Consider the following 14753-nt stretch of genomic DNA (forward strand, 5'->3'; position numbering starts at 1 on the left):
CCATAAGGGGGCCGCCTTTGTCCACAGTCACGCCGATGATGGCGCAATACCTTGAGATCAAAGAGGCTCATCCAGACGCCCTGTTGTTTTATCGCATGGGCGACTTCTATGAGATGTTCTTTGAAGATGCCGTCAACGCGGCCGAAGCGCTGGACATCGCGTTAACCAAGCGCGGAAAGCATAACGGAACCGACATTCCGATGTGCGGCGTGCCAGTGCATTCTGCTGAAGGGTATCTTCTGACCTTGATCCGCAAGGGCTTTCGTGTTGCGGTCTGTGAGCAGATGGAAAGCCCGGCGGAGGCGAAGAAAAGAGGCTCTAAATCGGTTGTAAAGCGCGATGTTGTGCGCTTGGTAACTCCGGGAACACTGACCGAAGACGCCCTTCTGGAAGCTCGCCGCCACAACTTTCTGGCCGCCTATTCCCAGGTACGGGATGAGGCCGCGCTGGCGTGGGCTGATATTTCCACGGGTGCGTTTCATGTAATGCCATTGACCTCCGTACGCCTCAGCCCCGAATTGGCGCGGCTTGCCCCGTCCGAGTTAATCGTGGCCGACGGGACGGAACAGATGTTGCAGGAACCGGTGCGCGATCTGGGCATTTCGTTAACCCCGGTGGGACGTGCCAGCTTTGACAGCACTGCTGCTGAAAAGCGTATCTGCGGCTTGTTTCACGTCGGCGCGCTGGATGCATTCGGGAATTTTGGACGCGCCGAGATTTCGGCTATGGGCGCGCTGATCGACTATTTGGAGATCACGCAGAAAGGAAAACTACCCCTTCTGCAAACTCCACTGAAAGAGTCCGAGGACCGGGTAGTGCAAATAGATGCGGCCACACGTCGTAATCTTGAACTGACCCGATCCTTGTCCGGTGGCCGCGCGGGCTCTTTGCTTTCGGTGGTTGATCGTACTGTGACACCTGGTGGCGCGCGATTGCTGGAACAGCGCCTATCCAGCCCTTCGCGCAATCTAGACGTCATTCATTCCCGGCTGGACGCCGTGAGTTTCGCTGCTGAAGATGGCCTGATTGCATCGGATCTACGCGAAGCGCTACGTAAAACACCAGATCTGGACCGCGCCCTTTCTCGTCTGTCACTGGAACGCGGTGGTCCCCGTGACCTGGCTGCCATTCGTAACGGGTTGATTCAGGCTGCTGCGATTGCCGGGATTTGCGAGGGCCAGGATCTGCCAATCCTGCTGGCAACCGCTCTGCAGAACCTCGTAGGATTCGATGATCTACTGAACCTACTCGATGAGGCATTGACTGCTGAGCCACCCCTACTGGCGCGCGACGGTGGATTTATCGCTCCGGGTTTTGACGCCGAGCTGGACGAGGCCCGGACGCTGCGCGACGAAGGCCGTTCTGTTATTGCAGGGTTTCAGCAGAAATATGCGGAACACACTGGCATCACCTCGTTGAAGATCAAGCACAACAATGTGCTGGGCTATTTCATTGAAACCACGGCCACCCATGCCGAGAAGATGCTGAGCCCGTCATTCTCTGAGACTTATATCCACCGCCAGACCACCGCCAATCAGGTGCGATTCACAACCGTGGAACTGTCCGAGATCGAAACCCGCATCCTGAACGCAGGAAATCTGGCGTTGGAGATTGAAAAGCGGCTCTATCAAAGGCTTTCTGACGAAATTCTGGACCGTGCCGCCCGACTGAACCAGGCGGCTCGAGGTCTGGCAGAACTGGATCTGACCACTTCTTTGGCTGATCTAGCGCGTGGGGAAAGCTGGTGTCGTCCGCAGGTCGACAGCTCGCACAGCTTTGAGGTAGAAGGTGGACGTCATCCGGTTGTTGAACACGCGTTGCGCCAGCAAGGCGGCGATGCTTTCATTGCGAATGACTGCGATCTTAGCGCTGTAGATGGCGCCTCCATCTGGTTGCTGACCGGGCCGAATATGGCCGGTAAGTCGACCTTCCTGAGGCAGAACGCGCTGATTGCCTTGCTTGCTCAGATGGGCAGTTATGTCCCTGCTGAGCAAGCGCATATCGGAGTGGTCAGCCAACTCTTCAGCCGTGTCGGGGCCTCAGATGATCTTGCGCGCGGTCGATCAACTTTCATGGTCGAAATGGTTGAAACCGCAGCCATCCTCAACCAGGCCGACGACCGCGCGCTAGTCATTCTTGATGAAATCGGCCGTGGCACTGCCACCTATGACGGGCTTTCGATCGCCTGGGCCACGCTGGAACACCTGCACGCCGCCAATCAATGCCGCGCTCTCTTTGCAACGCATTACCATGAATTGACGGCTCTAGCAGGAAGTCTGGAGGGCGTAGACAACGCCACAGTAGCCGTCAAGGAATGGGAGGGAGAGGTGATCTTCCTGCACGAGGTCCATAAAGGTGCCGCCGACCGATCCTATGGTGTCCAGGTTGCTCAACTTGCTGGCCTGCCCGCCTCAGTTGTCGAACGCGCGCGTGTTGTTCTGGACCAGTTGGAAAAAACTGAGCGCGAAGGAGGCAAGCAAAAAGCCTTGATCGACGATCTGCCCTTGTTTTCAGCCGCTCCACCGCCGCCACCTCCCGCCCCCAAGGCAACACCCGTTACGGATATGCTCGACGAAATCCTGCCGGACGAATTGACCCCGCGAGAAGCCCTTGACCTGATATACAAACTAAAAGAGGCGGCCAAATCCTGACCGCCCCTTCATCTTTTCAAAAATACTCTCGCCGAAGGCTTGGCTTCTTTGAAGCCAATCAGCCCGCAGGCATAGACGAAACACCTACCTGCGCCGGGCGCAACAGACGGTCGTGTAGCATGAAACCTTCTGCCGAAACCTGAATGATGTCGCCTGCTTTGGTGCCAGGAACCGGTGCCTCAAACATCGCTTCATGAACGTTCGGATCAAACCGGTCGCCCACCTCAGGTGTAATTACTTCGATACCGTGCTTCTGGAACACGTCCTTCAGCGCACGCATGGTGAGTTCGACGCCTTCCAACAAGCCGGCAGCAAGCTCTTTTTGCTCATCGGTTGCGGCCTCGAGCGCCCGCTTCATGTTGTCATAGACCGGCAACATGTCACGCGCCAGCTTGGATCCACCGTACTGCTCGGCATCCCGACGTGCCTTATCGCCACGCTTACGGGCGTTTTCAGCGTCGGCAAGCGCACGCATGAATTTGTCCTTGTAGTCGTCGCGCTCTGTGCGCAATTCGTCCAACTCCAGAGCTTCATCGCTGATCTCAGCAAATTCCTCGGCCAGCTCTTCTGCTTCTGCGGACATGATGTCGTCCAGAAAATCTTCGTTCTTGGGCTCTGCCATCTCTTACCCTCTAGCTCCGGTCGGAAATCAACTTTCCAACCAGTTGCGCCGTATAATCCACGATCGGCACGATCCGTCCGTAATTCAGACGTGTGGGCCCGATGACCCCAACCGCACCGATTATCTTACGATCAGCGTTCATATATGGAGACACCACCAAAGAGGAACCCGAAAGTGAGAAAAGTTTGTTCTCAGAGCCAATAAAAATGCGCACACCCTCACCTTCCTCGGTCAATTCAAGGAATTCAGCGATGTCACGTTTGCGCTCAAGGTCATCAAACAGGGTGCGGATTCGATCCAACTCCTCGGCCTGACCCGGTTCATTCAGTAGATTCGCGCGTCCGCGTACGATCAATCGAGCCGAGTCGCTGCCATCTCCGTCCCATGCAGCAATGCCGCTTTCGACCATTTCACGCGCCAAAATATCGATTTCCTGCTTCCGCGCATCTATCTGCGACAGCATCTGGCGACGCACTTCGCTAAGCGTACGTCCTTCGATCAGCGCATTCAGGAAATTCGCAGCCTCACGCATCGAGCTTGGTGTCTGACCGGGTGGAGGCGTAAACAGCCGGTTTTCCACCTGCCCGTCAGAGAACACCAGAACCACCAAAGCGCGATCATGACCAAGCGAGACGAACTCGATATGCTTGATCTCAGCCTCATGTTTGGGTGTCAGAACCAGCGAAGCGCCTTGTGTCACGTGCGACAATGCCGATCCCACACGATCTAGCATTCCGCCAACATCGCCTGCGTTAGAGCCTAATGTTTCGTCCAGCTTCTGCCGATCATCCGCACCCAGATCGCCCATTTCAAGCAATCCGTCGACGAACATCCGCAGCCCCTGCTGCGTCGGAATCCGACCAGCACTGACATGCGGACTGTCCAGCAGGCCCAGGAATTCCAGATCCTGCATCACGTTACGCACGGTCGCCGCGCTGACTTTTTCCGAAAGCGTGCGTGTCAGAGTGCGGCTGCCGACCGGCTCACCGCTGTCTAGATAGCTTTCGACGATCAGCCGGAACACCTCGCGTGACCGGTCGTTCATCTCGCTCAGAATTTTGCTCGCTTCGCTCATCGGCAATCCTCTGCTGGATCGTCATTAAATAGCAGGCACAAGAAAGGTCAATCGGGGTTGCATCGTAACGCTGCAGAGCGGTATCCCCAACCCAGCAAACAAAGGATTTTCCATGCGACCCTCAGGACGTGATCTAAACGAAATGCGCGCCGTTTCAATTGAAACCGGCTTTACCAAACATGCCGAAGGTTCCTGCCTGATCAAGATGGGTGACACCCATGTACTGTGCACCGCCACGATCGAGGACCGCGTTCCACCATTTATTAAAGGCTCGGGCCTGGGCTGGGTCACCGCCGAATACGGCATGCTGCCCCGCGCGACGAATACGCGGATGCGGCGTGAAGCGGCAAGCGGCAAGCAAGGTGGCCGCACCGTAGAGATTCAACGCCTGATCGGCCGTGCTCTGCGTGCCGGTGTAGACCGAGTTGCATTGGGTGAACGCCAGATCACTGTCGACTGCGATGTAATTCAGGCCGATGGCGGCACACGTTGTGCATCGATCACTGGCGGTTGGGTGGCGTTGCGTCTGGCAGTGAATAAGCTGATGAAAACAGGCGATGTTATTTCGGACCCTTTGGTTGATCCCGTCGCCGCCGTGTCCTGCGGAATCTACGCGGGTCAGCCAGTTTTGGACCTCGACTATCCCGAGGACAGTGAGGCCGGCGTCGATGGCAACTTCATCATGACCGGCTCTAGCAAACTAATCGAAGTGCAAATGAGTGCCGAGGGATCCGTCTTTAGCCGCGCACAGATGGACCAATTGATGGATCTGGCGGAAAAAGGCGTGGCTGAACTGGCTGCCGCACAGAAAGCCGCCACCGCATGACTCGTAAGTTCAACGGAGACAAGCTGCTGGTCGCCACGCACAACAAAGGCAAGCTTGAGGAGATGGCACATCTCCTCGAACCCTTTGGTGTTGCCGTCGTGGGTGCTGGTGAATTGGACCTGCCTGAACCAGAAGAGACAGAAGATACCTTCGTCGGCAATGCCCGGATTAAAGCCCACGCCGCCGCGCAGGCCACAGGGCTGCCCGCCCTGTCAGACGATTCCGGCATCACCATCGACGCGCTAGATGGCGCACCAGGCGTCTACACCGCCGATTGGGCAGAAACTGGCGATGGCCGTGATTTTCTGATGGCGATGACCCGCGCACATAACGAGCTGGAAGCGAAGAACGCTGCCCACCCTCGCACAGCGCAATTCCGGTGTACGCTGGTTCTGGCCTGGCCTGACGGGCATGACGAGGTGTTCGAGGGCGTGGCCCCTGGCCATTTGACCTGGCCAATTCGTGGCAAGGATGGCTTTGGCTATGACCCTATGTTTGTCCCCGAAGGACACGACATTACATTTGCCGAGATGGATCGCTGGGAAAAGAACAAAATCAGCCATCGCGGCCGCGCGGTGGAGATGTTCGTGAATGGCTGCTTTGGCGGATGATTGGCGCAACGGGGGCTTTGGCCTGTATGTGCATTGGCCCTTTTGCGAGGCCAAGTGCCCTTATTGTGACTTCAACAGCCACGTTTCAAGAAATATTGATCAGAAACAATGGCTTAATAGCTATCTGAATGAGCTAAAGCGCGCAGCCAGTGAAACGCAAGGTCGGGTACTTAATACGATCTTTTTTGGCGGTGGCACGCCTTCGCTGATGGCGCCGGACACCATCTCTGCCATCATCGACGAGGCCCGCGCCCTTTGGCGCCCCGCCAACGATATGGAGATCACGCTTGAAGCCAACCCCGGCTCAGTCGAGGCCGGTCGCTTTGCAGCCTATCGCGATGCAGGTGTGAACCGTATTTCAATGGGTGTGCAGGCCCTCAACGACGATGACCTGCGCCGCCTGGGTCGTATTCACACTGTGGCTGAAGCCCGCGCCGCTTTTGATATTGCCCGTAGCTGCTTTGACCGTGTCAGTTTTGATCTGATCTATGCCCGACAACATCAAACTCTGGACGCGTGGCGCGCTGAGTTGGCCGAGGCCCTGTCGATGGCGATTGATCACCTGTCGCTTTATCAACTCACCATCGAAGAGGGTACGGCGTTCGGAGATCGCTATGCAGTTGGTAAGCTCCGCGGTCTGCCCGAGGATGACAGCGCGGCGGATATGTATCTGGCCACGCAAGAGATATGCGAGGCCCATGGTTTACCCGCCTATGAGGTCTCAAACCACGCCCGATCCGGAGCGGAGTCTCAGCACAACCTGATCTATTGGCGCAATGGTGATTACGTGGGTATCGGGCCAGGCGCACACGGGCGGATCACCCTTGATGGCCACAAATTTGCGACCGAGACCTTTCTTTCGCCAACCAAATGGCTGGCCGCCGTTGAAAATGGAAGTGGAGAAAGCAACCGGTTCGAACTAACACAGCGTGAACAAGCGTTTGAATACCTTATGATGTGCCTTAGGATTGCAGAGGGCCTAAATATAGATAGGTACAAGCAACTCTCGGGCGAAGACCTGCCGCAGGAAAAACTTGATACGCTGGCCGATCTGGGCATGTTGATCTTGGCAGACGGCCAGCTACGCGCCACATCTCAGGGCCGCGCTGTTCTCAATGCCGTTATCCGAGAGCTATTGGAGTAACAAATGCAATATCTCTGGGCTGGTTTGGGGTTGGTCTGCGTCGCGCTCGCCATGGTTGGAGTGGTCTTACCCTTGCTTCCAACAGTGCCGTTTCTTCTGCTCGCGGCATTTTTCTTTGCGCGCTCTTCATCAAGGCTACATAATTGGCTGCTAACCCATCAGACCTTTGGTCCGCTAATTGTCGACTGGCAGAGCTCGGGCGTAATTAGGCCTGGCGCAAAAAAGGCGGCCACCCTGTCGGTCGCCGCCGTATTTGGCCTGTCGGTGTTGCTGTCCATGCCTTCACACGTCCTGATCATTCAGGCCGTTGTGCTAAGCGGCGTCATGCTTTTTATCTGGACCCGCCCTAGCGGCTAAGTTTGGCGCAAAGATCATCCAGCTGATCAAGGTTTTCATAAGACAAAACCACCTGCCCCGTTTCTGATCCGGGTTTGTGGTTGATGGTGACCTTCATTGCCAGAATAGCTGACAAATCCTTTTCGAGGGCGCGCGTATCTGCATCTTTCCCAGCATTCATTTTTCTGGATTTTAGCGCTGGCTTATCCGGACCATCTTGTTGTTTTTTGACCAGCGCTTCAGTAGCCCGCACGGAAAGACCGTCACGCACTACTTGTTTGGCCAATTCCGAAGGATCTTCTGCTGTGATCAAGGCCCTTGCATGACCGGCAGACAATTTCCCCTCAATCACAAGTGTTTGCACATCCATTGGCAAAGACAGCAGACGCAACAGGTTGGCAATATGGCTTCGGCTTTTACCCAAAGCTTCGGCAAGTTTTTCCTGCGTGTGTCCAAAGCGATCCATCAACTGCTTGAATCCTGTCGCTTCCTCCACGGCATTCAGATCAGCACGCTGAATATTCTCGATAATCGCGACTTCGAGCACCTCGGTATCATCAAATTCGCGAATAATTACTGGAATATCATGGAGTTGCGCCATCTGAGCGGCGCGCCACCGGCGCTCACCGGCGACAATCTCATATTGGCCACCTGCTATACTGCGCACAATCAAAGGTTGAATAATGCCTTTTTCTTTGACTGATGCGGCAAGTTCATCCAGCTGCTCTTGCGCAAATCGACGTCTCGGCTGATCCGGGTTTGCCTGCAGCTTCTCAATCGGCACTGTAAGGTCGGGGCGGCGAGGTTCCGACGAGATACGACCATCTGCTTCTGGTGCCACATCAGCCATCAATGCCGACAATCCGCGACCTAGTCCTCGGGGTTTTCCTTTCCTGGCATTCATGTTGCCCTCCTGACGGCCACTTAGATGGCTACTTTGTTGTTCTTATGCATGACTTCTCGCGCCAAATGCCGATATGCCATCGCCCCGAGTGAGCCCGAATCATATTGCAGTACAGGAAGCGCATATGATGGCGCCTCGCTGACCCGCACATTTCTTGGTATCTTGGTCTTAAATACCATCTGACCAAGATTGTCACGAGCGTCCTTTTCGACCTGACGGGACAAGTTGTTGCGGTTGTCATACATGGTCAACACAACACCTTCGATCCTGAGGTCAGGATTCGCGGTCTGACGTACTTCGCGGATAGTTAGCATCAACTGCGACAAGCCTTCGAGCGCAAAGAACTCGCTTTGCAAGGGCACAAGGACAGAATGAGCTGCTACCATGGCGTTTACAGTGAGCAAATTCAAAGATGGCGGACAATCGATCAGAACAAAATCCAGATCAAACGAGTCAATCGCCGTCTGGCGCAGCGCATCATGCAATAAATAGCTGCGTTTCTCATTCGAAATCAGCTCAATATCTGCTGAACTTAGGTCAACGGTGGCCGGAATTACAAAAAGATCTTTAATTTCTGTTTCCTGTACCACTGCTTCCAACGATGCGTCGTCCAATATTAGATCATAGGTTGTCCAATCGCGATCTTCGACCCCCAATCCCGTTGAGGCATTGCCCTGGGGGTCCAGATCTACGACCAAAACCTTGCAACCTGCCTCGGCCAACCCAGCTGCCAGATTGATTGCAGTCGTGGTTTTCCCCACCCCGCCTTTTTGATTGGCAACCGCGATTATCCGAGGTCCGGCAGGACGAGACAGATCAACCACGCGCAACTCCTTTGATTTTCAGGATAACAGACTGAGGTTCTGTAAGACTTTTAATAGGTTCGGCGTCGAAATTCCATTCCTTGCGTGCGTCTGAAAGTTCTTTTTTCCAGGTTGCGCCTTTTGGCAACAAAGCTACTCCATTTTCACCTAAATGCCTGTCGCAAAAAGATAATAAGTTGGTCAAATCCGCTAATGCCCGAGCCGACAAGATATCCGCACCCAAGGGATCAATTGCTTCAATTCTTCGTGCTAAGACCGTGCATTTCGCCCCGCATTCCCGGGCCACATTTCGAAGAAATGCGGATTTTCTCTGATCACTTTCAACCAGCGTAAATCGGGTTTCCGGTGCGGACTCTATTGCCATAATAGCACAGACCAAACCCGGAAACCCGCCGCCGCTGCCTAAATCAACCCAATGATCCACAGGCTTTGATATTCTAAATACTTGAATTGAATCTTGAATATGACGAACCCAGATATCCTTTAAGCTGTTCTTTGAAACTAGATTGATTCTCGGATTCCAACGCTCAAGCAATGCAACATAGATCGCGAGACGTTCGAATGTTTCACGTGAAACATTCAGTTTCTCAGCGATGGCAACGTCTTGACCTTTCATGCGTTGCGAGCCTTCACGTCGCGCCGGAGCTTAGCCAGGACTAAAGTTAATGCAGCCGGTGTCACACCTTCAACGCGACCAGCTTGAGCAATATTGGCCGGTTTGGCTTGTGACAGCTTTTGCTTCATTTCCGACGACAATCCGTCCAGCCCAAAATAGTTGAAATCCCGAGGTATTTCATGGGCCTCGTCTCGCTTCATTGCTTCAACATCACGTTGCTGGCGCGCTATGTAGTTTGCATACAAGGCATCGCGTTCAACCTGACGGCGGATTTCCCTCTCTGTCCCTTCCAATTCAGGTTCAAGCAGGACAATATTTTCAAAAGACACGTCAGGAAAGGCGAGTACAGCCATCCCGTCGCGACGATTTCCATCCTGATTGACATTAATCCCTGCAGCCAAAATTTCTTTGGGAGTATACGTTCGCGCAGTTAGGCTGGCCTTGGCAGCCGCTAGCTTTTCGAGCTTAGTCGCGAATAGGCCCCGGCGCTGCGCCCCAACACAGCCCAGTTCCTCCCCTATCGGGGTCAGTCTTTGATCTGCATTATCAGCACGGAGGGATAGCCGAAACTCAGCCCGTGACGTGAACATCCTATAAGGTTCAGCAACCCCGCGGGTGGTAAGATCATCAATCATCACCCCGATGTAGCTGTCTGAACGGGTAAAATAGAAGGGCGATCGAGACTGCACCTCTAACGCAGCATTCAAACCGGCGACCAGGCCTTGTGCAGCAGCTTCCTCATATCCTGTAGTGCCATTGATCTGACCCGCAAGATATAGACCAGGCACATCAGGAACGGACAAAGATGCCGACAGGATACGCGGGTCAACATAATCGTATTCGATCGCATATCCTGGTTGCAGGATTTTTGCATGTTCTAGTCCAACAATCGATTGAACGTAGGCAACCTGAACATCTTCCGGCAACGAGGTAGAAATACCATTTGGGTATACTGTATTATCCTGAACCCCTTCCGGTTCCAAGAATATCTGATGGGACTCCTTGTCCGCAAATCGAACGATCTTATCTTCAATGGACGGGCAATACCTTGGGCCGACACCATCGATATGCCCGCCATACATGGCAGAACGCGATAGATTTTTTTCTATAATCTCATGCGTTTGTGCGTTCGTGTGAGTTATACCACATGCAATTTGTGGGGCTGTCATCGACCTAGACATGAATGAAAATAGGGTTGGCTCCGCGTCGCCATCCTGACGTTCTAATATATCCCAGTTTATGGTCCGGCCATCCAATCGGGGAGGCGTACCAGTCTTCAGCCGCGCCATGGGCAATGCAAACTCATCTAAGCGCTCTGCCAGCCGAATTGATGGGCGATCGCCCATACGACCTCCGGGACGAGACACGTCCCCGATATGGATTACTCCGCGTAAGAATGTTCCAGACGTCAAAATGACCGCCTGCGCCGGAACCTCAGATTCGTCTGCTAGCTTAACTCCGACAACACGATGACCGTCCATCAGGAAGTCAATTACTTCCCCTGTGATAACCGATAAGTTGTCTTGTTTCTCAGTTTCTTCTGCCATGGCAGCCCGGTAAAGGGCCCGGTCTGCTTGCGCCCTGGGGCCCTGAACAGCCGGGCCTTTGCGCCGGTTCAACAAACGAAACTGAATACCTGCACGATCCGCGACGCGCCCCATTACACCATCAAGTGCATCGATCTCTCGAACCAGATGTCCTTTACCTAGCCCTCCAATCGCCGGATTACACGACATGACGCCGATGTCCTGTTCAGACAGAGTCACCAAAGCAGTTTTAACGCCCATGCGCGCTGCTGCATGTGCGGCTTCGGTACCTGCGTGCCCGGCACCGATAACAAGGACATCAAATTTTGAATGTTTCACGTGAAACACTCCTCATTTACCTAAGCAGAAACTAGCAAAGATCTCATCCAGAAGGGTTTCGACATCTATTCGTCCAACCAGAGATTCAAGAGCGCGAATGGCTGTTCGCAGTTCCTCAGCTGCTATATCATACATATCTGGTCCCGATTCCAGAACTGTCTGTCCCGCAGCCAACGCTTCCGCTGCCTTTGTCATCGCAACGCGATGGCGCTCCCGGGTCGCAATACCATTGCTAGTAGCCCGTTCACTTAAGATACACGATATATTGTCGATAAGGTGATCAATTCCCTGCCCGGTTTTACCGGATATCCCACGCCCGTCAGCTGCTCGTAAGTCAGATTTTGGCAAAACATGAATGTCATCTTCCTGCATCTGAATACCTAAATCGTCAGGTGTATCCGTTAGGAATACACGCAAGTCAGCAGCATCGGCCCGTTTGCGGGCCAGCTCGATCCCTAGATTTTCGACATGATCGTCGGTTACTCGCAAACCGGCTGTATCAAGCAGAGTAACTGGCAATCCCGCCAGATCCATGCGCACTTCGATCACATCCCGCGTTGTCCCGGCATATTCAGACGTAATAGCCGCCTCGCGTCCAGCTAAAGCGTTCAACAAAGTTGATTTCCCCGCATTTGGAAGACCAACAATGGCAACTTCAAAGCCAGAGCGAATGCGTTCAGCGATGCGAACACCTTTCGCCTCTCGGGTCAGTTCGCCCATGACACCTGAAATCAATGTGCGGACTTCAGGCGTTACATCTGTGGGCACCTCTTCATCGGCAAAATCGATCACAGCCTCAAGCAAGGATGCCGCACGGATCAAATCGCGCCGCCACCCTTCAGCCAAAGTGCCCAAAGCACCTGCCAAAATCGTTTGCGCCTGTTTCCGCTGCACTTCGGTTTCTGCGTCAATCAGATCGGCAAGTCCTTCGACCTGCGCCAAATCCATCTTACTGTTTTCCAAAGCGCGCCGGGTAAACTCACCCGGCTCTGCCAGACGGAGATCATCCATATCCGACAAAGATGCCAATACGGCGTTAACCGAAGCCATGCTGCCGTGAATCTGAAGTTCGGCCACGTCCTCGCCCGTAAAGCTGGAAGGAGCCTTGAAGGTCAGGACCAAACCCTCATCCAACCGCGTCCCATCGGCGGCGTTAAGCGTCCGAACCGTCAGCCCGCGTAATGGCAGGCCTCCACCGGCCAAGATGTTGGCCGCAGAATGCGCTTGCGGACCAGAGAGGCGGACAACCGCCACCCCTGCTTTGCCTTGCGCGCTGGCCAAGGCGAATATCGTATCCATTCGAAGGCCTCGCGTTGGTTAAGACCTGTGTCAGGTATTCATCGAATCGAAGAACTCGCCGTTCGTCTTCGTCTGTTTCAACTTCGACAACAGGAACTCGATCGCATCGGTCGTACCCATCGGGTTAAGGATGCGGCGCAGAACGAAGGTCTTGGCCAAATCACCCTTATCGACCAGCAGGTCCTCTTTCCGGGTACCAGACTTGAGGATGTCGATGGCAGGGAATACACGTTTGTCTGCGATTTTGCGATCCAGAACGATTTCCGAGTTACCGGTGCCTTTGAACTCTTCGAAGATCACCTCATCCATCCGGCTGCCGGTATCGATCAGCGCAGTGGCGATGATGGTCAGCGAACCACCCTCTTCAATGTTCCGCGCGGCACCAAAGAAGCGCTTGGGCCGTTGCAGAGCATTGGCGTCCACACCACCGGTCAGAACTTTACCTGAAGATGGCACCACGGTGTTAAACGCCCTACCAAGTCTTGTGATCGAGTCGAGAAGAATAACAACATCTCGTTTATGTTCGACAAGACGCTTCGCTTTTTCGATCACCATCTCGGATACGGCCACGTGGCGCGTTGCAGGTTCATCGAAGGTCGAAGACACAACTTCCCCCTTCACCGAGCGCTGCATGTCGGTCACTTCTTCCGGGCGTTCGTCGATCAGCAGGACGATCAGATAACACTCCGGGTGGTTCTGCTCGATCGAATGCGCGATGTTCTGCAGGATCACCGTCTTACCGGTCCGCGGTGGCGCCACGATCAGCGAACGCTGACCTTTACCAATCGGTGAAACCAGATCGATCACGCGGGCCGATTTGTCCTTGATGGTCGGATCTTCGATTTCCATTTTCAGACGCTCATCTGGGTACAGAGGCGTCAGGTTGTCGAACAGGATCTTGTGCTTGGCTTTTTCCGGGTTCTCAAAGTTGATCTTGGTGACATTGGTCAGCGCAAAGTAACGCTCGTTTTCGTCAGGCGCTTTGATCTCACCTTCAACCGTATCCCCGGTCCGCAATGAGTGTTTGCGGATCATATCGGGCGAAACATAGATGTCATCTGGGCCTGGTAGATAGTTCGCCTCGGGCGAGCGCAGGAAGCCAAAGCCGTCCTGCAGCACTTCCAGCACCCCATCGCCACCGATGGTCCATCCCTCATCCGCGCGTTCGCGCAGAATCTGGAACATCATTTCGCCTTTGCGCATGGTCGAGGCGTTCTCGATCTCAAGCTCCTCGGCCATGGCGAGCAGGTCTTTGGGGCTTTTGGCCTTAAGGTCAGCCAGATTCAGGGATTCAGTTGTCATGATGATACGAACCTCGGCCGCTTGGACCGCGGCACCAGAGTGGAAATTCAGAACGGAAGATATACCGCCCGGACGGGCGCGTTACGCGATAGATAAGCGCTTACTTGAGAAGAGTCAAACAGGCCCTTAGAACTTCAGAACGACCGCCAGAACGATCACAACCATCAGAATGGTCGGAACCTCATTCATCATGCGATACTGCCGCCCAGTGAGCTTATTTCGCCCCTCAGCAAGGTCTTTGCGCCGTGCACTCAACCAATGGTGAAACCAGGTCATTCCGATCACAGCTGCACCTTTAACCCAAGGCCAGCTCCAATCCCATCCGACGATACCGGGCGTGAACACCATGATCAGCCCGCAGACCCAGGCCACGATCATAGCGGGGCGCATGATCACGCGCATCAGCTTTTCTTCCATTTCGAAGAAAATTTCCTGCGCACCATTCACGGCCTGCGCTTTTTCGACGTGATACACAAACAGTCTGGGCAAATAGAACAACCCGGCCATCCAAGAAATCACCGCCATGATGTGCAGTGATTTCACCCAAGGGTATATTGCGAAAAGAATGTCGGTCATCGGGCTTCCCGGATTTGCCTGAAACCCTCCTAATAAAAAAATAAAGAAAGAAAAAGGAAGATGGTTTTGTAGGGAGATCAAAATCGGTGGATTACTTTTTTG

At 54.1% G+C, this 14753-nt stretch carries 14 protein-coding genes; 5 read left to right on the forward strand and 9 right to left on the reverse strand.

Going from position 1 to position 14753, the window contains the following annotated elements; genetic code table 11:
* Positions 1–35: 35 nt before the first annotated feature.
* Positions 36–2651: a DNA mismatch repair protein MutS gene (gene mutS / locus ACR0KN_RS18650; RefSeq protein ID WP_480655747.1), complete on the forward strand. Its 2616-nt coding sequence runs from the start codon at positions 36–38 to the stop codon at positions 2649–2651.
* Between the two features lie 58 nt (positions 2652–2709).
* Here mutS and ACR0KN_RS18655 read toward each other — a convergent pair whose 3' ends face one another.
* Both ACR0KN_RS18655 and hrcA read right to left on the reverse strand, forming a co-directional pair.
* Entirely contained in the window at positions 2710–3273 is a 564-nt protein-coding gene (locus ACR0KN_RS18655; protein WP_480655665.1) for a nucleotide exchange factor GrpE, read from the reverse strand.
* A 10-nt stretch (positions 3274–3283) separates the two neighbouring features.
* On the reverse strand, positions 3284–4348 hold the full coding sequence (hrcA, locus tag ACR0KN_RS18660; RefSeq protein WP_010442969.1) for a heat-inducible transcriptional repressor HrcA: 1065 nt from the start codon (positions 4346–4348) through the stop codon (positions 3284–3286).
* A gap of 112 nt (positions 4349–4460) precedes the next feature.
* Here hrcA and rph point away from each other — a divergent pair, with 112 nt between their 5' ends.
* The 4 genes from rph to ACR0KN_RS18680 are packed head-to-tail and all read left to right on the forward strand — an operon-like array spanning position 4461 to position 7286.
* On the forward strand, positions 4461–5174 hold the full coding sequence (gene rph / locus ACR0KN_RS18665) for a ribonuclease PH (RefSeq protein WP_170542547.1): 714 nt from the start codon (positions 4461–4463) through the stop codon (positions 5172–5174).
* A complete protein-coding gene (gene rdgB / locus ACR0KN_RS18670) occupies positions 5171–5785 on the forward strand; it encodes an RdgB/HAM1 family non-canonical purine NTP pyrophosphatase (protein ID WP_480655667.1) in 615 nt (204 codons plus the stop codon). Before rph ends, rdgB begins: the two co-directional genes overlap by 4 nt.
* Positions 5766–6929 carry a radical SAM family heme chaperone HemW gene (hemW, locus tag ACR0KN_RS18675; protein ID WP_480655669.1) on the forward strand — a complete coding sequence of 388 codons (1164 nt, stop codon included), beginning with the start codon at positions 5766–5768 and terminating at the stop codon, positions 6927–6929. The genes rdgB and hemW overlap by 20 nt, the downstream gene beginning before the upstream one ends.
* 3 nt (positions 6930–6932) lie before the next feature.
* Positions 6933–7286: a YbaN family protein gene (locus ACR0KN_RS18680; RefSeq protein WP_170542541.1), complete on the forward strand. Its 354-nt coding sequence runs from the start codon at positions 6933–6935 to the stop codon at positions 7284–7286.
* Here ACR0KN_RS18680 and ACR0KN_RS18685 read toward each other — a convergent pair.
* From ACR0KN_RS18685 to ACR0KN_RS18715, 7 genes are all read right to left on the reverse strand, one after another.
* The gene (locus ACR0KN_RS18685; RefSeq protein ID WP_480655672.1) at positions 7276–8169 is read right to left on the reverse strand and encodes a ParB/RepB/Spo0J family partition protein; all 894 of its coding nucleotides are present in this window, start codon (positions 8167–8169) and stop codon (positions 7276–7278) included. The two genes, ACR0KN_RS18680 and ACR0KN_RS18685, sit on opposite strands and share 11 nt — an antisense overlap.
* 20 nt (positions 8170–8189) lie before the next feature.
* Positions 8190–8993, reverse strand: a complete 804-nt coding sequence (locus tag ACR0KN_RS18690; protein ID WP_170773584.1) for an AAA family ATPase — start codon at positions 8991–8993, stop codon at positions 8190–8192.
* The gene (gene rsmG / locus ACR0KN_RS18695) at positions 8986–9609 is read right to left on the reverse strand and encodes a 16S rRNA (guanine(527)-N(7))-methyltransferase RsmG (RefSeq protein WP_480655674.1); all 624 of its coding nucleotides are present in this window, start codon (positions 9607–9609) and stop codon (positions 8986–8988) included. Before rsmG ends, ACR0KN_RS18690 begins: the two co-directional genes overlap by 8 nt.
* The gene (gene mnmG, locus ACR0KN_RS18700; protein ID WP_480655676.1) at positions 9606–11474 is read right to left on the reverse strand and encodes a tRNA uridine-5-carboxymethylaminomethyl(34) synthesis enzyme MnmG; all 1869 of its coding nucleotides are present in this window, start codon (positions 11472–11474) and stop codon (positions 9606–9608) included. The genes rsmG and mnmG overlap by 4 nt, the downstream gene beginning before the upstream one ends.
* 12 nt (positions 11475–11486) lie before the next feature.
* A complete protein-coding gene (gene mnmE / locus ACR0KN_RS18705; protein WP_480655678.1) occupies positions 11487–12773 on the reverse strand; it encodes a tRNA uridine-5-carboxymethylaminomethyl(34) synthesis GTPase MnmE in 1287 nt (428 codons plus the stop codon).
* A 30-nt stretch (positions 12774–12803) separates the two neighbouring features.
* On the reverse strand, positions 12804–14075 hold the full coding sequence (gene rho / locus ACR0KN_RS18710; RefSeq protein WP_010442979.1) for a transcription termination factor Rho: 1272 nt from the start codon (positions 14073–14075) through the stop codon (positions 12804–12806).
* A 126-nt stretch (positions 14076–14201) separates the two neighbouring features.
* On the reverse strand, positions 14202–14651 hold the full coding sequence (locus ACR0KN_RS18715) for a CopD family protein (protein ID WP_480655681.1): 450 nt from the start codon (positions 14649–14651) through the stop codon (positions 14202–14204).
* Positions 14652–14753 lie beyond the last annotated feature (102 nt).

The organism is Ruegeria sp. AP7, from assembly GCF_056539905.1.

Bases quoted from the DNA above. Each gene is read 5' to 3' on its own strand.
- ACR0KN_RS18655 (WP_480655665.1), bottom strand. From the start codon at position 3,273: ATGGCAGAGCCCAAGAACGAAGATTTTCTGGACGACATCATGTCCGCA.
- mnmE (WP_480655678.1), bottom strand. From the start codon at position 12,773: ATGGATACGATATTCGCCTTGGCCAGCGCGCAAGGCAAAGCAGGGGTG.
- rph (WP_170542547.1), top strand. From the start codon at position 4,461: ATGCGACCCTCAGGACGTGATCTAAACGAAATGCGCGCCGTTTCAATT.
- rdgB (WP_480655667.1), top strand. From the start codon at position 5,171: ATGACTCGTAAGTTCAACGGAGACAAGCTGCTGGTCGCCACGCACAAC.
- mutS (WP_480655747.1), top strand. From the start codon at position 36: ATGATGGCGCAATACCTTGAGATCAAAGAGGCTCATCCAGACGCCCTG.
- ACR0KN_RS18680 (WP_170542541.1), top strand. From the start codon at position 6,933: ATGCAATATCTCTGGGCTGGTTTGGGGTTGGTCTGCGTCGCGCTCGCC.
- rsmG (WP_480655674.1), bottom strand. From the start codon at position 9,609: ATGAAAGGTCAAGACGTTGCCATCGCTGAGAAACTGAATGTTTCACGT.
- hrcA (WP_010442969.1), bottom strand. From the start codon at position 4,348: ATGAGCGAAGCGAGCAAAATTCTGAGCGAGATGAACGACCGGTCACGC.
- ACR0KN_RS18715 (WP_480655681.1), bottom strand. From the start codon at position 14,651: ATGACCGACATTCTTTTCGCAATATACCCTTGGGTGAAATCACTGCAC.
- hemW (WP_480655669.1), top strand. From the start codon at position 5,766: ATGGCTGCTTTGGCGGATGATTGGCGCAACGGGGGCTTTGGCCTGTAT.
- ACR0KN_RS18685 (WP_480655672.1), bottom strand. From the start codon at position 8,169: ATGAATGCCAGGAAAGGAAAACCCCGAGGACTAGGTCGCGGATTGTCG.
- rho (WP_010442979.1), bottom strand. From the start codon at position 14,075: ATGACAACTGAATCCCTGAATCTGGCTGACCTTAAGGCCAAAAGCCCC.